General features: G+C 61.8%; 19 protein-coding genes. 4 read left to right on the top strand and 15 right to left on the bottom strand.

All coding sequences use genetic code 11. The features are described 5' to 3' along the window. Nucleotides 1–8 precede the first annotated feature (8 nt). The gene (locus I5L79_RS14300; protein WP_196955738.1) at nucleotides 9–428 is read left to right on the top strand and encodes a hypothetical protein; all 420 of its coding nucleotides are present in this window, start codon (nucleotides 9–11) and stop codon (nucleotides 426–428) included. A gap of 25 nt (nucleotides 429–453) precedes the next feature. Here the strand turns inward: I5L79_RS14300 and I5L79_RS14295 are convergent, their stop codons facing one another. The 6 genes from I5L79_RS14295 to mnmA all read right to left on the bottom strand — a co-directional run bounded on the left by I5L79_RS14295 (nucleotide 454) and on the right by mnmA (nucleotide 7,920). Continuing rightward, the gene (locus I5L79_RS14295) at nucleotides 454–2,994 is read right to left on the bottom strand and encodes a TonB-dependent receptor (protein ID WP_196955737.1); all 2,541 of its coding nucleotides are present in this window, start codon (nucleotides 2,992–2,994) and stop codon (nucleotides 454–456) included. Next, entirely contained in the window at nucleotides 2,991–3,692 is a 702-nt protein-coding gene (rpe, locus tag I5L79_RS14290; protein ID WP_196955736.1) for a ribulose-phosphate 3-epimerase, read from the bottom strand. The genes I5L79_RS14295 and rpe overlap by 4 nt, the downstream gene beginning before the upstream one ends. A gap of 147 nt (nucleotides 3,693–3,839) precedes the next feature. Next, nucleotides 3,840–4,166 (bottom strand): hypothetical protein, encoded by a 327-nt coding sequence (locus tag I5L79_RS14285; RefSeq protein ID WP_196955735.1) that lies wholly within the window; start codon nucleotides 4,164–4,166, stop codon nucleotides 3,840–3,842. Between the two features lie 148 nt (nucleotides 4,167–4,314). Next, the gene (locus I5L79_RS14280; protein ID WP_196955734.1) at nucleotides 4,315–5,985 is read right to left on the bottom strand and encodes a S8 family serine peptidase; all 1,671 of its coding nucleotides are present in this window, start codon (nucleotides 5,983–5,985) and stop codon (nucleotides 4,315–4,317) included. A gap of 70 nt (nucleotides 5,986–6,055) precedes the next feature. Continuing rightward, complete coding sequence (locus I5L79_RS14275; RefSeq protein ID WP_196955733.1) at nucleotides 6,056–6,775, bottom strand: hypothetical protein; 720 nt, start codon at nucleotides 6,773–6,775, stop codon at nucleotides 6,056–6,058. Then, a complete protein-coding gene (gene mnmA, locus I5L79_RS14270) occupies nucleotides 6,772–7,920 on the bottom strand; it encodes a tRNA 2-thiouridine(34) synthase MnmA (protein ID WP_196955732.1) in 1,149 nt (382 codons plus the stop codon). The genes I5L79_RS14275 and mnmA overlap by 4 nt, the downstream gene beginning before the upstream one ends. Before the next feature lie 248 nt (nucleotides 7,921–8,168). On the opposite strand from mnmA, the gene trpF reads away from it, so the two are divergent. Continuing rightward, nucleotides 8,169–8,792, top strand: a complete 624-nt coding sequence (gene trpF, locus I5L79_RS14265; RefSeq protein WP_196955731.1) for a phosphoribosylanthranilate isomerase — start codon at nucleotides 8,169–8,171, stop codon at nucleotides 8,790–8,792. A 41-nt stretch (nucleotides 8,793–8,833) separates the two neighbouring features. On the opposite strand, the gene I5L79_RS14260 is transcribed toward trpF, so the two are convergent. The 9 genes from I5L79_RS14260 to I5L79_RS14220 all read right to left on the bottom strand — a co-directional run bounded on the left by I5L79_RS14260 (nucleotide 8,834) and on the right by I5L79_RS14220 (nucleotide 20,202). Further along, entirely contained in the window at nucleotides 8,834–9,661 is an 828-nt protein-coding gene (locus I5L79_RS14260) for a maleylpyruvate isomerase N-terminal domain-containing protein (protein ID WP_196955730.1), read from the bottom strand. A gap of 15 nt (nucleotides 9,662–9,676) precedes the next feature. After that, the gene (trmB, locus tag I5L79_RS14255; protein WP_196955729.1) at nucleotides 9,677–10,339 is read right to left on the bottom strand and encodes a tRNA (guanosine(46)-N7)-methyltransferase TrmB; all 663 of its coding nucleotides are present in this window, start codon (nucleotides 10,337–10,339) and stop codon (nucleotides 9,677–9,679) included. Nucleotides 10,340–10,461: 122 nt separating this feature from the next. Beyond that, complete coding sequence (locus tag I5L79_RS14250) at nucleotides 10,462–11,763, bottom strand: bifunctional folylpolyglutamate synthase/dihydrofolate synthase (protein ID WP_196955728.1); 1,302 nt, start codon at nucleotides 11,761–11,763, stop codon at nucleotides 10,462–10,464. A gap of 65 nt (nucleotides 11,764–11,828) precedes the next feature. After that, nucleotides 11,829–12,704 (bottom strand): hypothetical protein, encoded by an 876-nt coding sequence (locus I5L79_RS14245; protein ID WP_196955727.1) that lies wholly within the window; start codon nucleotides 12,702–12,704, stop codon nucleotides 11,829–11,831. Nucleotides 12,705–12,810: 106 nt separating this feature from the next. Beyond that, nucleotides 12,811–13,212 carry an ExbD/TolR family protein gene (locus I5L79_RS14240; protein WP_196955726.1) on the bottom strand — a complete coding sequence of 134 codons (402 nt, stop codon included), beginning with the start codon at nucleotides 13,210–13,212 and terminating at the stop codon, nucleotides 12,811–12,813. Between the two features lie 107 nt (nucleotides 13,213–13,319). After that, the gene (locus I5L79_RS14235) at nucleotides 13,320–14,027 is read right to left on the bottom strand and encodes a MotA/TolQ/ExbB proton channel family protein (RefSeq protein WP_196955725.1); all 708 of its coding nucleotides are present in this window, start codon (nucleotides 14,025–14,027) and stop codon (nucleotides 13,320–13,322) included. A gap of 1 nt (nucleotide 14,028) precedes the next feature. Continuing rightward, on the bottom strand, nucleotides 14,029–15,141 hold the full coding sequence (locus I5L79_RS14230; protein ID WP_196955724.1) for an HU domain-containing protein: 1,113 nt from the start codon (nucleotides 15,139–15,141) through the stop codon (nucleotides 14,029–14,031). A 34-nt stretch (nucleotides 15,142–15,175) separates the two neighbouring features. Continuing rightward, on the bottom strand, nucleotides 15,176–16,885 hold the full coding sequence (locus tag I5L79_RS14225) for a TonB-dependent receptor (protein ID WP_196955723.1): 1,710 nt from the start codon (nucleotides 16,883–16,885) through the stop codon (nucleotides 15,176–15,178). A 101-nt stretch (nucleotides 16,886–16,986) separates the two neighbouring features. Continuing rightward, complete coding sequence (locus I5L79_RS14220; RefSeq protein ID WP_196955722.1) at nucleotides 16,987–20,202, bottom strand: tetratricopeptide repeat protein; 3,216 nt, start codon at nucleotides 20,200–20,202, stop codon at nucleotides 16,987–16,989. Nucleotides 20,203–20,386: 184 nt separating this feature from the next. Here I5L79_RS14220 and I5L79_RS14215 point away from each other — a divergent pair, with 184 nt between their 5' ends. Next, entirely contained in the window at nucleotides 20,387–21,214 is an 828-nt protein-coding gene (locus tag I5L79_RS14215; protein ID WP_196955721.1) for a hypothetical protein, read from the top strand. 214 nt (nucleotides 21,215–21,428) lie between these two features. Beyond that, nucleotides 21,429–23,132: an alpha/beta fold hydrolase gene (locus tag I5L79_RS14210; RefSeq protein ID WP_196955720.1), complete on the top strand. Its 1,704-nt coding sequence runs from the start codon at nucleotides 21,429–21,431 to the stop codon at nucleotides 23,130–23,132. The last annotated feature ends 10 nt before the right edge of the window (nucleotides 23,133–23,142 follow it).

Raw genomic sequence — 23,142 nt, 5'->3', positions numbered from 1 at the left:
GCCTCGTTATGAAACTGTTCCTCGCCCTGCTAGCCAGCCTGATGCTGGTCGGTACCAACGTCCTACTCGGCTACTATGCTGCTCCCCTGGAAATCCTGCTCACGCCCCTGGTGGTATTGGGCCTCACGCTGTTGCTGCTCCGGGCGCCTGGCCCTCTGGCTTTGCGCTCCGCACTGGCGGCTCTGCTAATCTGCGCGCACGATGCTGGTATTAAGCTCTACGGCGGCGGCACCCACGACCATGAAGGTCAGGGTTTCATTCACGCCTTCCTCTTTTTCGGCCTGCTGCCGGCTTACTTGCTGCTGCTAAACCAAGCGAGTATGTCATCGTCTGGTACGGGGCGCCAGCAATGGGCCGCTTATCTGGTCTTTCCTCTCATCCTAGGTGTTCACCTTACGCTGTTCGGCTGGCTGGGAGTAAGCGCATAAAGGGTTTGCCTTGCTGGCACCTTGTCTAGAACCGTGCAATTACGCGCACGTTCACCACGCGGGGCGAGAGGTAGTTGGGCACGGCGTACGTGAGGCCGTTCAGGTCCTGCACGTAGTTGTAGCCGCCCACGTTGTTGGCCGCAATAATGTTGAGCACCTCCAGTCCCAGCCAGAGGCTTTCCAGCTGCCCGGCCCGGCGGGTGGCCGCGTTGCTATTCAAGCTCAGCACTTTGGAAAAGCCAATATCCACGCGCTTATAAGAGCGGGTAAGCTTGGTGGTGCCGCGCAGCTCCGGCGCCTCGGGCGGGCTGAACGGCAGCCCCGAGCCAAACACCAGATTCACGTAGCCTTTCACTGACGGGATGTTGGGCAAATGGTCTTGGAAGAAGATGCCCAGGTTTAAGCGCTGGTCGCTGGGGCGGCGGATGTAGCCCTTGGGCTGCTTGCCCACGGCCTGCCCATCGGCATTGAACACGGTCAGCGAATCGTCGGAAAGGTTTTCGCGGGTGGTGAGCACGCCCAGGCTGATCCAGGACTCGTCGCCCTTCACAAACTCCCCGCTCACGCGGGCATCGAAGCCGGCGGCATAGGCCGTGGCGTTGTTGCGGGCGTAGTAGCGCAGGCGCACGTTGTCTATATCGTAGGGCACCACGTCCGTCATGTACTTGTAGTACACCTCGCCCGTGAGGCGGAAAGGACGTCCCCACTGCTCAAACTGCAGATCAGAGCCAGCAATGACGTGCAAAGAGCGTTGGGCGCGCAGCTCCGGGTTCAGGGAGGCCGCGTACACCAGCGGGGCCTGGGGCGTGGCCCGCTCGGCCTGCTGGCGGCGCAACTCGCGGTAGAACGGCGGCTGGTAGTAAAGGCCCGTCCCGAACTTGAACGAGAGGCGCGGGTTGCGACGCGTGATAAAGGAGTACTGCGCCCGGGGACTCACCACCAACTGCCCGTTCACCGTCCAGTAGTGGGCGCGCAGGCCGTAGGTGAGCGTGCGCAGGGAGTCCAGGGCCACGCGGTCCTGCACGTAGCCCTGGTAGCGGTAGCTGTCCAGGTTCAGGTCGGAACGCAGGCGGGTGCGGCGGAAGTCGGGCACGAAGTCGGCCGAATCGACGTAGCTGTACTCATTCAGCACGTCCTCGATCTGCTCCTGCCCGCCCTTGGCGCCGGCCAATACGCTGTGGCGGTTGCCGGGCGTCCACTCGGTGCGGGCTTCCAGGGTACCAACGCGGGCCCGCAGGGTGTTTCGGGAGTTGTTGAAGCGGGAGCCTACGTCGCGCTGGCGCACTTCCTGGTTGAAGTCAGGCGAGTTAGGGTCGCGGTTGATATCGGCGAAAAAGTAGCCCGCCTCCACGTCGCGGTACTCCAGCTCCCTGGATAGCAGCAAGCCTGCCTGCAGCTCCCCGGTGAAGGTGCGCGAAAAGCGGCGGCGCAAGCTCAGGCCCGTCTGGTAGGTATCGTACTGCATCCGCTCGTGCCCGTCGTAGAGGATGGTCAGGCGCTGAAACTGGGCCGTACCGGTGCTGAAAGTGGCCTTGCCCGATATAGGGGTGAACAGGAAATCGTTGTGGACCACGGCCGTGAGCAGGCTGAGCGTGGTGCGGCCGGGGTCGGTGGTGTCGCGACCCAGGGCGGCCGTGAGGTACACCTGCGCATCGTAGAACGTGGGGTTGTACTGGCCCTGAGCTGTTTTGAGCGTGTTGAAGACGTAGGTGGGGTTCTTGTAGCGCACCCCTACCAGGTAGGTAAGCCGGCGATTGGGCGAAGTAGCCTCTACGTGGGCCGTGCCGCCGGTGAGACTGGCCGTGGCCGAAGCGGCAAACCGCTCGGGACGCTTGTAGTTCACGCTCAGCACCGAGGCCAGCTTGTCGCCGTAGCGGGGCTGCCAGCCGCCTGTCGAAAACTCCACGTTGTCGACCAGGTCGGGGTTCACAAAGCTCAAACCTTCCTGCTGGACGGAGGTAACCAGGAACGGCCGGTACACCTCAAAGCCGTTCACGTACACCAGGTTTTCCTCGTAGTTGCCCCCACGCACGGCGTAGGTGCTCGTCAGCTCGTTGTTGGCCACCACCCCGGGCAGCGTGGTCAGGATCTTATTGAAGTCGCCGAAAGCGGAAGGTAGCTCCTTGGCCGCGCGCGGGTCGAGGGGCGTGATGCTGACTTGCTCGCGCACGTCGGTGGTGCCGGGGCGGGCACGAATAGTCACATTGCGCAGGGCGCGGGTGTCGGTTTGCAGTCTGAGGGTCAGTTCCCGGGAGTTGGCAAGATCCAGGGGCTGGCGCAGGGGCTGGAAGCCAATGCGGCGCACCACCAGCATAAGCGGGCGCGCCCCGGTGGGCGGCGTCACGGAAAAAGAAAACCGGCCGGCGGCATCGGTGTTAGTGCCACCAGGCTGGCCTTCTACGCCTACGCCCGCCAGCTCCACCGGCTGCCCGGCCTCGTCCAGCACCACGCCTTCCACCAGCACGCGCGCGGCCGTCTGGGCCACGGCAGCCGGCAGCCCCAGCCCTAGCATCAGCAGCAGCAGCCACAGACCGGCCGGCTCCCTACCCCATCCCGCGTTCTTCATTCGGCTTCCTCAGTAGCTACGGTGGCGCTTACCAGCTCGCGCAGCTCGGCCAGCGTCCGCACGGGGTCGGCGGAGTTGAACACGAAGGAGCCTGCTACCAGCACGTCGGCGCCGGCCTGCACGAGGGCGGCGGCGTTGTCGCTGCTCACGCCCCCATCAATTTCAATCAGCGCGGGCGAGCCGCAATCCACCAATAGCTCCTTAAGCGCCGCTACTTTGCGCAGGGTGTTCGGGATAAAGCTCTGGCCACCGAAGCCGGGGTTGACGGACATGATGCACACCAGGTCGAGGTCGGCGGCAATGTCTTCGAGCACCCACACGGGGGTGTGCGGGTTGAGGGCTACGCCGGCGCGGCAGCCCAGCTGCTTGATCTGCTGCACCACGCGGTGCAGGTGCGGGCAGGCCTCGTAGTGCACCGTGAGGTTGGCGGCGCCCGCGTCGCGGAAAGCGGCCAGGTAGTGCTGGGGCTCCTCTATCATGAGGTGTACATCCAGGGGCTGACGGGCATGGCGGTGGATAGCCTGAAGCACGGGCAGGCCGAAGGAGATATTGGGCACGAAGCGGCCGTCCATCACGTCGCAGTGCAGCCAGTCGGCGGCGCTACGGGCCAGCATTTCAGTTTCAGCCTGCAGGTTGGCAAAGTCGGAGGCCAGCAAGGAAGGAGCCAGCAGCGGTAGGGGGCGGCGAGGTGCGGTCATGAACACGAAGGTAGGCGTTGGGTTGGATACCGGCGGCAGCACAGAACGTAAAAAAGCGGGCCCAGCGTACAAAGTCGGCCGGTTGGGCAGTGGTTCTACCTTCAACCAGTCAGACGTTGTACGCCGGGCCCGCCAGCATTCGGCCGGCTACGCCTCGTCGCGGCGGCGCCAGGGTTGCCAGTCCAGGTCGCCGTTTTCGCGGCGGCGCAGGAACACGGTCTGGTCGTCGCGCTGCATTTTGCCGAAGGTCAGGTCGGCGCGGCAGTCCACGCACTTCACAGAGGTGTACTTGAACTTGTCCTGGGCCACACGGGACGATAAATCGAGGTTGTCGGACCCACAGATACCGCAGTTGAGCACATCGGGGAAGCTAAGCCGGTCGTACTCGGCCACCACCTCGTGGAAGTTGACGCCCTGCACGGTGAAGTGGAACTGGCGGCGCCCAATGCGCTTGGAAATCATCATCTGTAGCATGAAAGCAAAGGAATAGAGGGTGGAGTGTAAAGCGAATATAGGAGGGCGCGGGGCTTGTCCCCACCCGTCGTTGGACGAGTTCAGCACTCATCCGCATCTATTGTTCAACGCCCGGGCGGGGACAAGCCCTGCCCCTACGGTAGCTCAGCTATTGGCGCACGAAGCGGGTGGAATACTGCGCGGTGCCGGCGTTGATAAGGCAGGTATAGGCACCGGCGGCCAAGCGGCCGGTGCGCAGGCTAACCGGCGCGGTCTGGCCCGTAAGAGTTTGCAGGCTTATGAGGGTGCCGCGTCCGTCGTACACCCGCACCTGCAGGGTCTGGCGCTGGAGCTCGGCAGGCAGGGCCAGCAGCACAAAGTCGGCCTCCGTCGGGTTGGGGAACACGCGCACGCTGCCCACGGTGCGGGCCGCACGGTTGCTCAGGGGCGTGCCGGGGTTGGCCAGGTTGTAGGCCCGCACGAAATCGGGGATGCCGTAGCCGAGCAGATTATCGGGGGCGGCGGCCTGAGTGCCGGACTGCTTGAGCAGCGTAATGATTTCCTGGGCCGTGCGGGTGCGGTTGGCCTGCCAGAAGCCGGCCGTCATGCCCGCCAGAATGGGGCAGGCGTAGGATGTGCCGTTGCCCAGCTGCACCGAGCCCGAGGGGCGAAGCACGGCGGCCAGTCCGCCGCGGGCGGCCAGGTCGGGCTTGATGCGGCCGTCGGCGGTGGGCCCCACGGAGCTGAAAGCGCTACGCACCCCCAGGGAATCGACGGCGCCTACGGCAATGATGGAGTCGGCATCGGCGGGCACGCCCACGTATTTCCATTCTTTGTTGCCCTCGTTGCCAGCACTGTTCAGCACCAGAATACCCACGCGGGCGGCCAGGTCGGCGGCGCGGGAGCCAATGGCCGTGTTGCCGTCCAGGTCGGCGTAGGTGTGGCTGGGCACCTGCGAATCGAAAGTAGTATAGCCCAGGGACGAGGTGATGATGTCCACACCCACGGAATCGGCGTACTCGGCGGCCACCAGCCAGTTCATTTCCTCCACCGGGGTTTCGGAATTTATGTCCTCGGTGATGCAGAGATGATACGTAGCCTTGGGCGCCGTGCCGGTGAAAAAGCCCGGCTGATCCGCCGCCATGGTAGACAGCACGCTGGTGCCGTGGGAGTCGCGCAGGAACACGCTCTTGCTTTTATCCACGAAGTTGAAAGTGCTGGCCAGGCGGTTTTCGGTGAACAGGGGCTGCAGAGGAGCCAGCTTGTCTACGCTCGGGAATCCCGCGTCGAACACGGCAATTTGCATTCCCTCACCCCGGAAGCCGGCGTCGTGCATGGCCACGGCCCCGATCTGCACGGCCTGGGCGTAGGCCTTACCGTAGGTGGAGCGTTGCCCGGCCGGAGCGACGGCAATGTTGGCCACTGGCGGCGCGTAGGTGGTGGGCTGGGGCGTGGTAGCGGCCGGGCGGTTGAGGGTGCTGGCCTGGCGCACAAAGGGCAGCGCCTGCACCTTGGCCAGTGTAGCATCGTCGCAGCTGATCATGACGGCATTAAACCAGCGCGAAGGATACCAGTAGCTCACGCCCGCCACGGCCTTCACCTGGGATACGTAGGCGGGGTTTACGGGCAGATCCTGCACGGTAAGAGGAATGTTCTGACGCTGGCGCCGCTCCTGGGCCCGCTGGGAAAGAAAGGCACCTGGCTGATCGAGGCGGAAGGGCGACTCGGTCTTATCTTTGAAATAAACCAGCCGCTTGCGCGCCGTAGTCTGGGCTGTAGCGGGCATGGCCCCGGCCAAAAGGGAAACCCCGACCAGTACACTCGTAACAAGTTGTTTCATAGAAGAAGAAAAAAAGAAACGGGCCGACCAACGCCGGCCCGAATACTGGACGTAGAACGAAAGGAGTGGCTTACAGCTGGCCGGTTTCCAGCAGTACTTCCCGCCGCTCCCGGCCGGTCTGGATGTACCCGGCGGCCACGGGGCAGCCGCCCTGGTCGGGGTTCGGGTTCTGACAATAGAAATACCGCTTCCGTTCCCGGAACACCGGCCCTACGCCTTTGGCAAACACCTGCTGGCGGCTGGAAAAGTAGTAGGCGTCGTCGTCCCCGTCGTCGGTGGTGGTAATGGTTTCGTCGTAGGTTTTGGCCCCGGCCGTGAAGGGCTTGTTTACGTTGATGTAGCGACGACCAAGCGTGTCGGTATCGGAAAAGGCATAGGGGTTCCAGCGGCGGCCTTCGCGCACCGGAAACACCAGCTCCACGGTACGCATGTTCTGGCCGGAGAGCTGCAGCGTCTGGCTGGTGGGCGTCAGCACATACACGCTGTCGTCGCGCCAGGCGTCGGAAGCCAGGACGCGCCGGGAGCGGATAACGCGGTAGCTCAGCAAGCCGGCTGCATCCGTGAAGGTGTCCGTAATCCGTTCCCGAAACTGGGAATGCGTGCTGGTCGGCTGGTTGTCTTTCCACTCCACGTCTTCCACATCGAAGATGCGGTAAGTGCCGGTGGCTACGGGATAGTAGTCGGTGCCCCGGGGCGTGGCTTCCTCGGTTTCAGAATCACAGGCGTAGGCCACCCCGGCCACGGCTACCACCGCGAGGGCGCGGCGCAGCCATCCAGCTACGTGCATCATAGAGTTGTTACGGTTTGACTGGCTGATACGGGGGTTTCCTCAATAATGTGACGCTCAATCCAGCCCCCGCCCAGCACGTCGGTGCCTTCGTAGAAAACAGCGGCCTGGCCGGGCGTAATGGCATGCACGGGTTCCTCGAAATATACGTAGATTTTATCGTCAATCTGCTCCAGAAAGGCCGGGGAGCCGCCGTGGTTGTAGCGTACTTTGGTGGTACTAGGCACTAGCCCGCGGCCGACCAGGGAGGCGTACTTACCCATGTTCAGCTTGCCCACCACGGTGCGGGTGCTGGCCAGCTCCTCGTAGTTACCGAGCACTACCTGGTTGGTTTCGGGGCGGATTTCCGTCACGTACACAGGGAAGCCCAGGGCCACGCCCAGACCCTTGCGCTGCCCGATGGTGTAGAACGGGTAGCCCTCGTGGGTGCCAATGACGGTGCCGTCGCGCAGCACAAACTGGCCGCCGGCCACGCGCTCCTCCAGCCCGGCCACGCGACGCCGCAGGAAGCCGCGGTAGTCGTTGTCGGGAATAAAGCAGATTTCGTAGCTCTCGGGCTTGTTTACCAGCTCCGTGAAGCCGCGGCGCCGGGCCTCGTCGTAGATTTCGGTTTTGCGCATCTTGCCCAGCGGAAACAGCGTGCGGCTCAGGCTTTCCTGGCTCACGCCCCAGAGCGCGTAGCTTTGGTCCTTATTGTCGTCGAGGCCCTTGCTGACGACGTAGCGGCCGTTTTCCTCGCGCACCTGGGCGTAGTGGCCGGTGGCAATAAACTGGCAGCCGAGCTGATCGGCACGGCGCAGCAAGGCATCCCATTTGATGTGGGTATTGCAGAGTACGCAGGGGTTTGGTGTGCGCCCGGCCAGGTATTCCTCGGTGAAGTTTGAGATGACAAAGTCGCCGAACTCGTCGCGTATGTCGATGATGTAGTGCGGGAAGCCCAGCTCCACGGCAATCTGGCGGGCATCGTTGATGCTGTCGAGCGAGCAGCAGCCGGTTTCCTTTTTGGAGCCGCCCGCCGAGGCGTAGTCCCAGGTTTTCATGGTCATCCCGACCACCTCGTAGCCTTGCTCGTGCAGGAGCACGGCCGCTACGCTACTGTCGATGCCGCCGCTCATGGCTACCAGCACCCGTCCTTTCGAAGTATTCATACGTGATGTGAATTGCGCCCGAAGCGTGAAAGGTTCCGGCCGAAGGTGCAAAGGTACGCAGGTTGGCTGGTTTGCCTGTGGAATGGCCGGCTGGTTGAACGGCTTTCTGAGCGGCCGGCTGCGTAGTGGCATGGAAAGTATGAAAGCAAGCGCATTGCATTTAGAACTGAATAATTAGACTGGGTTTCGGATATTGCGGCTTTAACTGCCTGCCTCCCCGCTCTGCTCGCCTTTCCTCACCGTTTCGTATGTCTCTGATTACTTCCGTGCTGGTGCGCGGTATCAATAACCTGTCGGATGCCCGCTACTGCGCCGGCATGGGCGCCGACTACCTCACTTTCCGTCTCGACCCCGCCCTGCCCGGCTTTCTGGAGCCTGCCGTGGTGCAGGAGCTCAGCGGCTGGGTAGCCGGTGTGCAGCTGGTAGGCGAATTTCATTCCCTACCCATCGACGATATCAACGCCCTGGTAGCGCAGTGCGGGCTGCATTACGTGCTGCTCCACCGCGCCCGGCCCGCCCACGAGCTGGCCCGCCTTGCCTGCCCGGCCTTGCAGCTTGCGCACTGGATTCCTGACATGCTGCCCGAAGACGTAGATCTGCGGTTCCGGCAGTTGGTTGCAAATACAGAAGGTATTGTGCTGCCCGACGTGCCCCCCGCCCCGCTCACGGGCGTGCAGCTGGCCCACCTTAGCGAGCAGGCCCGCTCCTACCCGGTCTGGCTGGCCGCGGGCTTTGCCGAGGGCATCACGCTGCGCCAGCTGCTTCAGCAGGTGCAAGTAGCCGGCATCGTGCTGGAAGGCGGCCACGAAATCAAGCCTGGTCTGCGGGATTTCGATGAAATGGAAAAGGTATTCGAGGCGCTGGAGGATTAAATAGCTTGGCTGGATACTGTAAGGATACCTTCTTCAACCATTTAGCCCATAATCGTGAGCAGGCTGAAGAATGGCTCGGTCAACGCCGGGTCGCCTTCCAGGTGCACGTACTGCTCGGCAGCAGCCCGGGGCAGACTTTTGGTGAATAGCCGCCAGGCCACCGAGCCATCCAGGGTGATGCGAGCTGATGGCTCGGTAGCCTCATATTCTTCCAGTTGCCAAGCGTTTTCCTGGCGTCGCAAATGCCAGTCGCCGCCGCCTTCACCAGTAATACACAATCCTAGCTGCGTGCCCTCGGGGGCTGCTACGTGGCGGTAGTGCCAGGGCCAGGCGCGCAGACAGGTTTGCAGAAACGGGTGGTAGAGCTCTGCCTTCAGTAGGGCTTGCTCCTCGCCTACTGCCTGCCGGATCTGCTGCTGGTGGTGCCATTTTTCGGTGTAGTCGCGGGCCACGTGAAACCAGTTTCGGGACTCCAGCTCACCGGCCCAGGCCACCGAAAACGCGGCCGGCGCCTGCGGGTCGAGCGAGGCCAGCAACTGGTTGTACTCCGGCCCCGACAGCTCCAGCAGCCACGTAATTACCGCCGGGCTGAGGCGCTGACCGGCCTGCACCCAGGAGCTGTTCAGCCCATCCAGAAATTGCACAATGCCCGCATAATCCGTAACGGCCGGGGCCTGCCCAAAGTACCCGTCGCGCAGCATGGAGAGGGCGCGCAGATTGCCGTCGAGTAGGTGCAGCGCCACGTCGCGCACCCGCCACCTGGGCGCTACTGTGGGCAACTCCCACTGCTCGGGGCGCAGGCCGCGCAGCAGCGCCAGCAGGTGCTCGTCCAGCACCGGAAACAGGTGCACGGTCTGAATAGGCTCCATGATGAACGGCAAGGGTTAGCTTAGCTGAAACTGCAGATACTTAATCGGGATACCCTCGCTGCGGTAGCGCCGCTCGTAGTGCGTCTGGATATCTTCAGCGTGGGGCAGCAGCTCGGGCGTGGCGTACAAATCCTTGGTGTGAGCCAGCACGGTGGCCCCGGGCCGTGCCCGCACGGTTTCCAGGGAATAATCGAACAGGGCTTCGCTGTCGGTTTTGAGGTGGACGAGGCCGCCGGGGCGCAGCACCTGCTGGTACAGATCCAGAAAGCGCGGAGCCGTAAGGCGGCGCTTGGCGTCGCCGAGGCGCGGGCGTGGGTCGGGAAACGTAATCCAGATTTCGCTTAGCTCGCCGGGCGCGAAATGCGCCAGCAGCGTGAGGGCCTGGGTGCGCAGGAAACCTACGTTGGTAAGCTCCTGCTCCCGGGCGCGGGTGCTGCCCCGCCAGATTCTTTCACCCTTGATGTCGAGCCCCAGGAAATTCCGCTCGGGGTAGCGCGCGGCCAGCCCCACGGTGTATTCGCCCTTGCCGCAGCCCATTTCCAGGGTAATCGGCTGCGCTGCCGGAAAGAAGGCTTCGTTCCAACGCCCGGCCAGCTGCTGATACGTGTCCTTGCCCGGCTCTACAATCTCGGGGCGGGCCGCGTTTTCGGCAAAACGAACAAGTTTAATTCGACTCACGAAGGGAATGTGTTAATGTGATGAAAATGTGCTCCGCTGCGCTAATGTGAAAAATGTACTGATATGATAATGTGTTGATTTTCATTCAAGAACAACCAGAAACTAGAAACCAGCAACTCCATCTATAGCTCGGGAATTTCAGCTACGACGAAGGTACTGCCGCCAATGAAGATGACGTCATCAGTCTGCGCGGCGGCGCGGGCAGCCTGCACGGCTTCGGCTACCGTAAAGTAGGTGCCACCGCGCAGCCCAGCGTCCATAGCTTGCTTTGCCAGCTCCGGGGCCGGCAAAGCGCGCGGAATACTCGCCTGGCAGAAGTAGTAGGTTGCCTCGGTGGGTAGCTGGGCCAGCATGTGGGGCACGTCCTTGTCGTTGACGGTACCCAGCACCAGATGCAGCCGGCGGCGCGGTACGCGGGCCAGCTGGGCCATGACCAAACTCAGGCCGGCCTCGTTGTGGCCCGTGTCGCAGATGATGAGTGGGCGGCGGCCCAGAATAGTCCAGCGCCCGCGCAGGCCGGTTAGCTCCCGCACATTGCGCAGGCCGGTTTGCAGCGCCTCGTCGGAAATGGCAAGGCCCTGGCGGCGCAGCTTCTCCACCGTCGCCAGCACGCCGGGCAGGTTCAGGCGCTGGTAGTCGCCCACCAAACCCAGCGTGTACCCGACGCTGCTCCCATCGGCGCCGCGCACTATGCGTACCTGCTGCTCTTCCTCATCAAAGGCTGGCTCGCGCACCAGTTCTACCGCGTAGTCATCGGCGGCAAAGACGATGGGCGCGCCTACTTCGGAGGCTTTGCGGCGGAATACGTCAGCCACCTCGGGCTGGTACTGGCTGATAACGACGGGTACGCCGGGCTTAATGATACCGGCTTTTTCGGCAGCAATTTCGGGCAGCGTGTTACCCAGCAGCGCCATGTGGTCGAAGCTGATGTTGGTGATGAGCGACACCAGTGGCCGGATGATATTGGTGGAATCCAGCCGCCCGCCCAGGCCTACTTCGATGATGGCTATATCTACCTGCTGCTCGTCGAAATACTGGAACGCCAGGGCAACCGTCATTTCAAAGAATGAAGGCTGCAGCTCTTCAAACAGCGGCCGCCAGCGGGCTACCCACTCCACCAGGTAGTCGGCCGGCAGTTCCTGGCCGTTGAGCTTCACGCGCTCCGTAAACTCGCGTAGGTGGGGTGAGGTGTACAATCCTACCCGGTAGCCAGCCGCCTGCAGTACCGCTGCCAGCCAGTGCGAGGAGCTGCCTTTGCCGTTGGTGCCCGCCACGTGCACGCTCCGAAACTGCCGTTCGGGGTTGCCCATGGCCTGCATCAGTGCCTCGATGTTGGCCAGGCTCTTGGTGTGGGCCGCCGCCCCTACCCGCTGAAACATGGGCAGCTGGGTGTAGAGGTAAGCCAGGGTTTCTTCGTAATTCATGCGCAAAGAAAAAGCCGCCGGCCGGAATTTCCCGCCGACGGCTCTGTAAATATCAACTACCGCTGTTATCGAACCGTGATGCGGAAGGTGTAGAACCCCGTGGCTCCACCGGCCACCGCCGTCGTGCGACGGAAGGCCGATTTGTACAAGGCGTCGCTGCAGACCTTTTCCTGAGCCGGCGACACGTTGCCGGATACTTTCGTTACGGCCTCTACTTCACCGTCGGCGTTGATTTTGATTTTAAAGCGCACGTAGCCCGAGTTATTGTCGATGGCTGGGGCAGTTGGTCGGTCTTCGAAAGCCCAACCAGCCATTTCCAGGCCATTGCCGCCTCCGCTGCCACCGCCACTGCCGGGCGTGCCGTACAGGGCCTTGGCGTCGAGGGAACCGTTGGGGTCACCCTGGTCGCCTACTGCGCCGGGCCGGTCACCGTTGTTGTTGCCGGTGGGCCGGTTACTGGTGCCGTTTTCACCGTTGCCCCCGCCGTTCTGGCTGCCGCGGGGCGTGAATACTGCCCGCTGGTCGACTTTGAGCTTAGGAGCTTCGCGCACGGGCTCTTCGCGGGGCGGAGCCGGCTTTTCCGTGGGTGGCACCGTTACGGGGCTTTCCTCGGCTTCGCTAGTTACCACTTTGGCTTCCTCAGCCGGCTGCGGGTCGGGCTGCGACTGTTCCCGGGCAGGTTGCGGATCGGGGTTGGGCTGGGAAGCCGGCGGGCGCGAGTCCTCGCGGTTGGGCGACTCGTTGGCTGGAGCCGTGCTCTGCACATCGCCGGAGCCAGCCTCATCGATGCCGTAGTTGAGCTCTACGCCGCCACCGCCCAGTTCCAGGAGCGGCGGATCGGGGCCTTTGAAGACGGTGAACCAGAACAGCAGCCCCAGCAGCACGTGAAACACCACCGTGCCAATCAGCGCCTCGCGCCTATGTTCCTCGCGGTATTCCATGAGTTGGTATTACGTTGCTTGTTGTGGGTTGTTGGATTTTGTAAGCGGTCAGGCTTCAGCAAGTTCCGCGTGCCGCGCTAACAAAATCATGCCACTACCCGATCAGCTACTTTTGCTGGGCCTGGGTGGCCATGACCATTTTTATCTTCAGCCGGTTCCCGATTTCGAGAATATCCACCAGCTTCTGTACGTTCAGCGAAGCATCTACGCGCAGCACGGCGGTGGGCTGCTCCAGACCGGCCACACGCTGAGCCAGGGAGGTTTCCAGGGTAGCAGCCGTCACGGGTGTACGGTCCAGGAAGTACTGGCCCTGCCCATCCACCGAAATCGTAATGGGCTGCTTTACGGCCTGCTTGCCCGAGCGGGCATTAGGCAGCATCAGCTTGATAACGTTCGGGTTCACCATCGTCGATACAATCAGGAAGAACAGCATCAGGAAGAACATGATGTCGTTCATCGAGCTGGTCTCGACGTGGGAAGAAACTTTACGGCGCCGGCTTAAATCCATTACTTATGAAATATGAGTAATGTGGTTGAAGGTAAAAATGTGAGAAATGAAGTACCGCCGAGAATGGCTGGGCACATCTACCTCATTTTTACCTTCCACCACATTCGCTAATTGTCCTGCAGAATGTCCATGAACTCGAGGGCCGAGTTCTCCATGCGGAACACCATCCGCTCAACCATGATGCTAAGCCAGTGGTAACCAATGTGGGCCACGATACCGACGATGAGGCCGGCGGCCGAGGTCACCATCTTGGTGTACAGACCACCCGAAATCTGAGCAATGCCGAAGTCGCCGGTGGAACTGATGGCGTAGAAGATTTTGATAACCCCCACGATGGTGCCCACGAAGCCCAGCATGGGCGCAATGCCGGCCACGATGCCCAGCACGTTGATATTCTTTTCGAGGCGGGCAATTTCAATCTTGCCCACGTTTTCCACGCTGGTTTCGATGTCCTTGAGCGGCTGCCCAATGCGGCGGATACCCTTGTCAATCATGCGGGCCAGCGGGGAGGCGTTCTGCGCGCAGAGCATTTTGGCGCCCTGCAGGTCGCCCTTCACCATCAGGTTGCGGATGCCGGGCATAAACGAGTCGGGCACGGCGCCGGCCTTGCGGATGGTGAGGTACCGCTCGAAAATGATGTAAATCGAAACGAACAGCAACAGAAACAGCGGCACCATAATCCAGCCACCGGCCAGAATCAGGTCAATCAGCGAAAGGCCGGTACCGGCAGCAGCGTCGGCGGTAGGAACGGTGGTAGCGGCAGCAGCCGTAGTGTCGGGGGCGGCGGCAGTAACCTGCAGCAGAAATGGCGTCATGCTAATAGTTAATGACTTCGGTTTGCACGCCAAACTGCTTTCTTACAGCAGCCTCGTGGCGCTTAGCCGAGGCCTGGTCAGCGAAATCGGCGGCGGAAAGACGGTAGAATCGGGTACCCTTGATGAAGCGGTTGCCCCGGCGCGGCAGCAGTAACTGGGTAGCTTTGCCTTTGCTGGCGTAGGCTTTCTGCAGCTTACGAGCCGAAGCCTCATTGTTGACAGCAACTACCGCCACGTACCAACGATTGGTAATGCCGGAAATTGTAGCCCCTGTTGTTACAGGTTCCGCTACTTTCTTGGCTACTGACACCGCTTTAGGCGCTAGCGTTGCAGCCGCTTTCTTTTCGGGGGCAACTGCAGGTGGTGGAGCAGGCGCAGCAACAGCAGCTACCGGCGCTGGCTTCGCGGCTTCCGGCTCATTCCAGCCTGGTTGGGCCAAAGCAGCCTGCTGCCGCTCAATAACGGGAGCTGCAGGAACCTCTGTTGAACTAGCTACCCATTCGGTGGCGCTACGCAGGTTTTCGGGCAGATAGCCCATACGTAGCGCGAACAAGTAGTTGGCCGACAGCACCAGGCCACCAATCAAGACGCTGGCCACGCCCGTGAGTACGCGGCGGCCCAGGCGGCTGCGTGAGGCGCGCAAAACCGGTTCCGGCAACTCAGTACCCCGCTCCCGGGCCTGCATGGCGTCGGTGGCCCGCACGGGGCGTGAAAGCAGCTCGGGCAAACCAAAGGAAGCCGTGAGCAGGTTGTGCGTGCCGGTGTATTCAAAGTCGAGGCCGCGGCCCGCGGCATGCCGGAAGATGCCAATACCGGGAAGTTCTGTGCGCTGGGCCGTTGTTAGCTCACTTTGCATCCGCACTACCGCGTCGCGCACCAGTTGCCGGGCCTGGGCGGCCGGGATATTGAGCGTCCGGCTCAGGGCGTCTACCAGCAGGCCGTCATTGCGCGTCAGGGCCTGATTGAAGGCGACGCGCTTGGCCGGTGGAGCCAGCGTGTGGCGTACCGGGTGAATATGCGCCGGCGAATAGTCGGCAATCAGCCCCCCAAACTCGGGGATGATAACACAGTCATGGTCGCGCAACAGGGCGCTGATATGGTCGGATAGCTGCAAGGTCGGGCCGGGTTTTTCGGTTGTTTACGCGGAGCTAGAACTGATAGGTAACCCCTGCCAGCACATTCACGCCCTTCACTGGATAGAGAAGAAAACGCTCGTATTTGCGGCCTAGCAGGTTGTTACCCATAGCAAAGATGGATAGATTATCCGAGAAACGATAATCAGCCCGCAGGTTCAGGTCCACCACGCTGTCGGTAGGGCGCACCGTTTGCACGTAGGTGCCGGAGGTGGTTGGGGGCACGCTATTGTCGGGCACAAAGCGGGTTACGGCCCCATAGCTCGATGACAACGTGTACAGCTCGGCGCCTACCAGCAGTTTGTCCATGAAGTTGTAGGAGCCGAAGAACGTGCCCTGGAAAGTAGGCCGGTGGAAAGCCTCGGCCAGGGTTTTGGTTTTGTAGGCGTTGTAGTCGGCCTTGAAGCCCAGGCGGAACCGCTCGGCGGCGTTGTAGAGCGCCTCGCCATGCACGTTCATGAACTGCGTAGTCTTGCGGTCATACACCAAATCGAAACGGGTAGAGTCGCGCCGGCTGTTGTTGTAGAAGTACAGGTTCTGGTCGTTGGCCAGCGTCACTTTGGCGTTCAACTCCAGGGCCCGCGCTGGGGTGGCCGAGAAGCCAAAGAACACCGTGGGCCCGCGGTGAGTATCAGCCACGCGCTGCTGCGGCCCGAGCCAGGGGTTTTCGGTTGTTAGGTCGTACATCGTCACGCGCTGCAGGCTGCCGCCCAGGCCGCCGTACACTACAAACCGGTCTTCGGCCACAGTATAGCCCAGGCGCACGGCCGGGTACACGTTGAATTGCTTGGCCGTGCCAATGGTGTCGCCGGTGTAGCCAAACGTGGCCCCGATGGACACATCGAGGCGGTCAAAATCTACTTCCAGGGCGGGCGTCACCTGCACAAACGGCCGGCTCACGCTCACTGAGTCTTTGTGCGAGATAAAGGAACCCTCGCCGTTGATGGCCACGCGGGTTTTCTCCGTGAGGTAGTATTTCGACTGCAAGCCCAGCTGGAAGTCACTTTCCCGGGCCTCGAAGTTGTCTTTCCAATAGCGGAAGCCCGCGCTCAGGTCGTACTGAAACTGGGCGTCGGCGGCGCGGTTGCGCAGGTATACTTTGGCGGCGGCGCGGTTGAATACCTGCTTGAGCGTGTCGGCGTCGGGGCGCGGCTCCTGCGGGGTATAGCCGTAAAAGTTGTACCGCTCCCGACCCAGGTCGAGGCGGGCGCCCAGGGTGAGCGGGCCACTGAACGTTTCGCCGTGCAAACCCAGACTACTTTGGGCCACGCCGGAATTTTTACCGTCCACGGGACCTTTGGCCGAGGAAATGTGGCTGAGGTTGACGCCGTAGGAAGCCGCGTTATCACGGGTGTTGTGCAGGTATGCCTTGCCGTAGATAGTACCGTAGTTGCCCAAGCCGGCCTTCACGTAGTTACCCAGCAGTGGGGCCAGCTCTTCCTGCTTGATGGTGAGCACCCGCACCGAGGGGTTCAGGTTATCGGAGGGCAGGCGGAAGTCGGGGAAGGAGTACTGCAACGGCTTGGCCGTTTTGGTGGGGGGCGCAATCTGAACCTTCTCGTAGTTGCGCGTGGCCTCGGGCAGCTGGTTCACGCGCTCCTTCACAATCTCAATTTCGGCGTCTTCAATCTTGCCGCGGGTACGCTGGGCCTGGGCCAGCTGCGGAGCGGCGCTGGCCGCCAGTAGCACCAGGGCCGCGGCGGTATGGGAGGAACGAAGCGTCATACTAGCAGGAAAGGGCTTTATTCAGTTAATGCTTTACACAAACTGAATTTCTAGCCTGTTAATCAGAAGGTTATTTTTCTATCAATTTTTACAGCTTGCTCTTATTGCTTGCCCTCAACAGGTGCTTCTGCCGGAGTTTCAGCCGGCGTGGCGGTGCTGTCGGTGGGCGCCGCTTGTAAAGAAGTGCGCGGCGCTGTGCGGCCTTTGGGCGCGGGCTTGGCGGGTGCTTTGCCGGTAGCTGGCTTCGTAGTGGTGCCAGTTTTGGTGGGCGTGGGCTTGGCCGGAGCGGGCGTGCCGCTGTCGAGGTTGGCCAGGCGCTGCTTGGCACCTTCCACCACTTCCGCCACCGGGAATTTGTTATCGATGATGGAGTTCAGCGTGGCCTTGGCCTGGAAGGTTTCGCCCTGGGCCGTGTAGATGTCGGCAATGAGCAAGAACGCTCGGCCCAGCCACAACTCGTAGCTGCTGAAGCTGGAGTTGCTCTTGTAGGCCGCATCCAGCGCCGCTTCGTACTTCTGCTGCTTGAAGAGCACTTCTGCCAGCAGGTACTGTGCCTCCGCCCCCGATTCGTCGGTGGCGGCCGCCGCAGCCGCTGTTAGCTCCGGTACGGCCTGGTCGAGAGAGCCGGCGCGGTAGCTGGCTTTGCCCAGATAGAGCAAGGCCTGGTTGGCAGCGCTAAGCGAAGTACTGCCCAGCCCTTTCACTTCCTCGGCCACCCGGCGGGTAGCGGGGTAGTCGCCACTTTCGTAGTAGCTTTTCATCAGCCCCACGCCCGCCGTGGCAATTTCGCGGCGGTTCTGGGAGGTGCTTTGCAGGCGGCCATAGTATTTGATGGCCTCAGCGTAGTTCTTGTTCTCGAACTCCAGGTCAGCCACCCGGCCCACCGCCCGGTTCACAAACTCCGACTTGCCTTCGGCCACCACGGCCTTCATGCGCGTCAGGGCCTCGGCTTTCTTACCGGTTTTCAAGTACGCATCGGCCAAGAAGTAGCGGCCGTCAATGGCCAGGGCGTTGTTGGGGTACTGCTTGAGGTAGGCTTCGAGGCGCGGAATGGCCTGCTCGTACTTCTCCGCCGAGTACAGGGACTTGGCCGCCTCAAACTCCACGCTTTCCACGGCCGCGTCGTTGGGGTTCTGCTGCTTGAAGCGGGCCAGGTAGGCATCAAACTCGTCCGTCTGCCCCAGGGCCGTGAGCGACTGCTGCAGGGAGTAGATAGAAGAGCTGGCGGCCTTGCTGCGCGGGTATTGGTCGAGCACACGCTTGAAGTCGGCGGCGGCTTTGTCGTGCTGGCCCAGGTTGGCGTAGGCCACCCCGCGCTTTTGCAGCGTGGTGGGCACCAGCGGGGAGTTGGGCCGGTTGTCGAGCAGGCGCGTGAAGCCGGCTACGGCCGCCTCGTAGTTGCCGCCCTCAAACTCCAGCTGGGCCTGCTGATACACGGCATCATCGGCGTAGCGTGAACTGGGCGCAGTCTTGAGCAGAGTGGCCAGGGTGCTGGCGGCTTCGTCGCGGCGGCCCAGCAAACCCAGCACCACGCTTTTCTGGTAGTAGGCGTAGTCCTTGTCGGCGGCGTTGGCCTCAATCACGCGGTTGTAGCCTTCCAGCGCGGTCTGGTAGCTTTTGGCCACGTAGTTAATGTCGGCCAGGCGCAGGGTTACGTCGTAATAGTTGGGGTCTTTGGCAGCCTGGGCGTCTTTCAGGTAAGCCTGAAACTGGGGCCGGGCCTTCTCATACTGCTGGGTGTTGTAGTAGGCGTAGCCCAGGCCGTAGCGGGCCTGCTGGTCGTAGTTGGTTTGGGCAGCGGGGCCGCTGGCGGCGGTGCGCAGGGCAGCCGTGTAGCTCGTAATAGCCGGCTGGTACTGCTGGCCCTGGCTGTACAGGTCCCCGCGCAGCACTTCGGCGGCAGCCTGCAGGGCGTCGTCCTGCGGGTATTTCAACGACTTCTCCACCACCGGCAGGGCTTCCTGGAAGCGGCTGGCGTTGTAGAGCGTGGCGGCCTGGTAGTAAGCCACGCGCTGGTAAGTGGCGTTGAGCTTGGCGCTGCGGTTGTCGAGGCCTTCGAGGTAGTTCAGGGCCTGGGCGTAGTCGGCTGAGTTCAGGAAACTCTCGCTCAGAATGTCGTCCACCACGGCCGCGTTCTTGGAGCGCGGGTACTTGCGGTCGAAGTCACGCAGGGCGGCAATAACCTCCTGGGTATTGCCCTGTTCATAGTTGATCTGCGCGTACTTAACAGTGGCGTTTTCGGTGATATTCTTATCGAAGGTAAGCTTGCGGGCCGCGTCGAAAGAGTTCAAAGCCAGCTGCTTCTGCTGGGTCTGCAGGTAGCTCAGGCCCAGGTGGTAAGCTGCGTTCTGACCCAGGGAGTCGCGGCGGGCTGCCACACCTTTCAGGCTGCCGATGGCGCCCTTGTAGTCGCCCATCTTGTAGTTGGCGTAGCCCACCTTGTACTGCACCGAGGGGTCGATTTTCTTGCGGCCATTGGCGTACTTATCGAAGTACTCGGTGGCCTGCTTGTAATCCTGCTTCTGATAGAAGGCGTCGCCCACCAGCAACTGTATCTCGTCGGCCGACTGCGGGGGCGGGGTCTGGGCCAGGGCCTTGGTGCCGTAGCTGATGAGGCCGTCCAGGTCGCCTTCCTTGTAGTATATCTGCGTCATCACGGCCGGCACCACGGGGCGGTAGGCGTCGTTCTGCTCGGCCACGGCCAGGTCCTTGCGGGCCCCGGCAAAGTCGCCGCTCAGGTACGCCAGGTAGCCGGCGTAGTAGGAGCTGGCGTAGCGGTACTGGTGCTGGCCCTGCTTGTTGCGGTCGAACTGCAGGCGGGCCTTGTCGAAATCCTTCTGGGCAAAGTAGCTGTAGCCAAGCTTGAACTCCGACTCGGCACGCTGCTCGGCCGAGAGGTTGTCGGGGGCCACACGCTGCAGGTACTCAATGGCCTTGGGGTAGCTTTTCTTGTCGAAGTAAAACTTGCCTAGTTCAAAAAACGCCACGGCCGCCTTGGGGTGGGCCGGGTTGTGGGCCGCGAAGGCCAGGATGCGCCCTTCGGCGTCGGGGTGCTGCAGGTACAGGCCCGAAACGGCGTAGTAGTACTCGGCGTCGGTAGTGCGGTCCTGCAGGTCGCCGGTGCGGCGCTGGGTTAGCTCCAGGTACTGCTGAAACGCCTGCTGGGCCGCCCCGTACTTGGCGCGGTCGAAGAGCTCCAGTCCTTCCTGAAAAAACCGTTCATCGTTGGCAAACACCTGCGTCTGCTGGGCCTGGGCGGCGAGGGGAGCCGTGGTGCCCAGGGCCGCAGCCAGGGCAATCCGGGGAAATAACTTCATTGCTCGGCGTTACGGGAAACAGCCCCACGAGAGGGCGGATACGGCCAAAAGTAGTTAAAAATGCCGTTGGGTTGCGGCAGAATTAGACTTTTGGGTGGTTGTAACGTGAATTATGGGTACTTGGTGTATAGCTTGCCGGCGTTGGCGCGTTGGAGTTTATCTTTTTTCTATTTCCGCAACTCCTATGCTATACCCGCGCTTTCTCTATCTGAGCTTCTTAGCAGTGCTGGCTTCCGGCTGCTCTACCCCTTCTGCTTCAACTGGCCCTTATCCGCAAAATCCGGCTATTTCGGATGCGCAGGGGCACCCGCGGGATTCCACCACATTCTACTTCCCGGCGGTTGATTCGGTGACTACCCTCAGAACAGCAAAGGACTCCGTTGAGGCACAGTCCTTCGGTGAACCGTTGGAAAGTTGCGCTGGTGAATTGCACTTTACCTCACGCACTTTAACTCTCTTTCAGGCCCCCATACTTTCTAACTATTATTTGGGTACCCCTATCTACCGTTTTACATGGCTACGTTCTTTTCATCGGCCGGTGCTGCTCACGCTGACGCTTCGGCAGGGCACGGGTATTTTGCGTACGCAATTGCTGACCAAGCACCCTTTCACTAATCCTCCACCGCCCCCCGCGCCACTGTATACCTCGCCTAAGAGCAAAGAATGGTGGCGCAAGAGACAGGCGCAACTGTTGGCTGACGTTGAGTATCAGGAATACCTGGCCGAAAGCAAAAAGCCCCCGATGCAGGTCAAACAAGCAGAAACCAGCCTGGTATTATCCAGTGAACAATGGCAGCACTTTCAGCAACTATTAACTCAGTGTCACTTTCAAACTTTATCTTCTTGTGAAATCAATGAGGTACTTGACGGAGCCTACTGGATTCTGGAAGCTCACCAAGCCGACGGCTACCACATGGTATTCCGCCACAGCCCCGATGAGACGGATGGCTTCCGTAAAGCCTGCGAATATCTGATTGAGTTAAGCTCGGTGCGGAAAGAGGAGCGGTATTAGGGAGGGTTCGTAGAGTCGCGTATTCGCGTCTTGCCGGCCGCGCCGTGTGGGACCTTCGTTCAATGGCGAGACGCGAATACGCGTCTCTACACGCTTATACTCTTTCAGATTGGAATACTGGGGATAATCGAAGCTGGAGAGCGAAAAGCCCTGGCGCTGGCAACCTTTGCCATCCGCCTTGCCTCCTTGGGCTGTTCTCTCCCCTATCTTCTGCATGTTTCTTCGCTTACCGCTGATGCTGGCCGGACTGCTGCTGGCTTTGCACACAAGTGCCCAAACCACCCTGCTGCGCGGCGCCGTGCTCGATGGGCAAAGCAATGCCCCGGTACCGTTTGCGTCCGTGGGCGTGCCGCGGCAGGCGCTGGGCACCGTGGCCGATGCCGAAGGGCGCTTCCAGTTTCGCGTGCCCGACTCCGTGGCGGCCCGGATGCCGCGGGTCTTAGTGTCGTGCGTGGGGTATCAAACGGCGGACCTACCGCTGAGCGCCTTGCAGGCGGCCGCGCCGGTGGTGCGGCTGGCGCCCCTGGTCCGGCAACTGGCTTCCGTGACGGTGCGGGCCGGCAAGCAGCGCGTGCAAACGTTCGGGCGCACGGCCGGCTCCACGTTCATGACGTCCCGCCTCTACACCGAGCCCGGCCTCGTGAGCGACGAGCTGGCCAAAGAACAGGGTACCCTTGTGCCCCTGGCCCCCGACTGCCACCTGCGCGACTTTCATATGCTGGTGGCCTTCAACCGGTTTAAAAGCGTCACGTTTCGACTGAATCTGTACTCGGTAAAAAACAACCTGCCCGACCAACCCCTGCTCACCCAGGACGTGCGCTTTACCGTGGAGCAGCCCCGTGGCTGGGTAAAGGTGGACCTGGAACCCTATCAGCTTTACCTGCGGGGCCACCGCGAAGTGGCCGTAACGGTGCAGTGGCTGCACAGCGAAGCGGCCGAAGGCCAGGCCAAAGCCTTTGGTATTGCCGCCGTGCCTCAGCCCAGCCACAGCATCCTTACCCGCGACAAAAGCCAGGCCCAGTGGCAGGAAACCAAGCCCGGCTACCTCAGCCTCTACCTCACCGCCGACGTGTACCGCCCCGCCAAACCCGACCAGCCTGCCCCGGCCGACTACGTGCTGCCCGATTCCCTGCGCTACCTGCAGCAGCTTCAGGGCCCGGCGCTGGCAGAGCTGGATAACCCCGAACATTACGGCAGCAACACTGCCATTGGCAATACAATAGCAGTGCCGGGCGGGCAGCTTTACTACGAGCGGTACGGCCGTGGCAACCCGCTTTTGCTGCTGCACGGCAACGGCCAGTCCATAGCGGCGTTCCAAAAACAGATTGGTGAGCTGGCCCGGCACTTCGAGGTTATTGCCGTGGACACCCGCGCCCACGGCCACAGTCCGGACTACACCACCGCGCCCCTCACCTACGACTTGTTTGCCGAAGACGTGCGCCTGCTGCTCGACTCTCTGCACCTGCCACGGGTGGATGTGCTAGGCTGGAGCGACGGGGGCAACACGGCCCTGAAGCTGGCTTTGGCACACCCCAGCCGCGTCCGGCGCCTGGCCATCATGGGCGCCAACCTATTTCCCACGGCCGAGGCCATCGCCCCCGATTTCCTGGCCTTGCTCCGCCGCCAGCTGCGCGAAGCCGAGCAGCACCCCGAAGCCAGTCAGCCGCACCGGGCACGGCTTATTCGGTTGCTGCTGCAGGAGCCACAGCTTGCCTTTCAGGCTATGGCTGCCATCAAAGTGCCAGTACTCGTCATGGCCGGAGAGAAAGACGTAGTGCTGGAAAAGCACACCCGCGCCCTGGCCCGCAGCCTGCACCAGGGCCAGCTGCGCATTTTCCCGGGTGCGACTCACTACGCCCCCCAGGAGGTGCCAGAGCAGTTTAATGAAGCCCTACTAACGTTTCTGCGGAAGCCCTGAAGCCAAATAA

The organism is Hymenobacter guriensis (assembly GCF_015773195.1).
GTDB classification, from domain to species: Bacteria; Bacteroidota; Bacteroidia; order Cytophagales; family Hymenobacteraceae; genus Hymenobacter; species Hymenobacter guriensis.
This window is presented reverse-complemented; position numbering and strand designations above follow the sequence as displayed.

Bases quoted from the DNA above. Each gene is read 5' to 3' on its own strand.
- trpF (WP_196955731.1), top strand. From the start codon at position 8,169: ATGTCTCTGATTACTTCCGTGCTGGTGCGCGGTATCAATAACCTGTCG.
- I5L79_RS14280 (WP_196955734.1), bottom strand. From the start codon at position 5,985: ATGAAACAACTTGTTACGAGTGTACTGGTCGGGGTTTCCCTTTTGGCC.
- mnmA (WP_196955732.1), bottom strand. From the start codon at position 7,920: ATGAATACTTCGAAAGGACGGGTGCTGGTAGCCATGAGCGGCGGCATC.
- I5L79_RS14235 (WP_196955725.1), bottom strand. From the start codon at position 14,027: ATGACGCCATTTCTGCTGCAGGTTACTGCCGCCGCCCCCGACACTACG.
- I5L79_RS14300 (WP_196955738.1), top strand. From the start codon at position 9: ATGAAACTGTTCCTCGCCCTGCTAGCCAGCCTGATGCTGGTCGGTACC.
- I5L79_RS14215 (WP_196955721.1), top strand. From the start codon at position 20,387: ATGCTATACCCGCGCTTTCTCTATCTGAGCTTCTTAGCAGTGCTGGCT.
- I5L79_RS14285 (WP_196955735.1), bottom strand. From the start codon at position 4,166: ATGCTACAGATGATGATTTCCAAGCGCATTGGGCGCCGCCAGTTCCAC.
- I5L79_RS14260 (WP_196955730.1), bottom strand. From the start codon at position 9,661: ATGGAGCCTATTCAGACCGTGCACCTGTTTCCGGTGCTGGACGAGCAC.
- I5L79_RS14240 (WP_196955726.1), bottom strand. From the start codon at position 13,212: ATGGATTTAAGCCGGCGCCGTAAAGTTTCTTCCCACGTCGAGACCAGC.
- I5L79_RS14210 (WP_196955720.1), top strand. From the start codon at position 21,429: ATGTTTCTTCGCTTACCGCTGATGCTGGCCGGACTGCTGCTGGCTTTG.
- rpe (WP_196955736.1), bottom strand. From the start codon at position 3,692: ATGACCGCACCTCGCCGCCCCCTACCGCTGCTGGCTCCTTCCTTGCTG.
- I5L79_RS14225 (WP_196955723.1), bottom strand. From the start codon at position 16,885: ATGACGCTTCGTTCCTCCCATACCGCCGCGGCCCTGGTGCTACTGGCG.
- I5L79_RS14220 (WP_196955722.1), bottom strand. From the start codon at position 20,202: ATGAAGTTATTTCCCCGGATTGCCCTGGCTGCGGCCCTGGGCACCACG.
- I5L79_RS14250 (WP_196955728.1), bottom strand. From the start codon at position 11,763: ATGAATTACGAAGAAACCCTGGCTTACCTCTACACCCAGCTGCCCATG.
- I5L79_RS14295 (WP_196955737.1), bottom strand. From the start codon at position 2,994: ATGAAGAACGCGGGATGGGGTAGGGAGCCGGCCGGTCTGTGGCTGCTG.
- I5L79_RS14275 (WP_196955733.1), bottom strand. From the start codon at position 6,775: ATGATGCACGTAGCTGGATGGCTGCGCCGCGCCCTCGCGGTGGTAGCC.
- I5L79_RS14245 (WP_196955727.1), bottom strand. From the start codon at position 12,704: ATGGAATACCGCGAGGAACATAGGCGCGAGGCGCTGATTGGCACGGTG.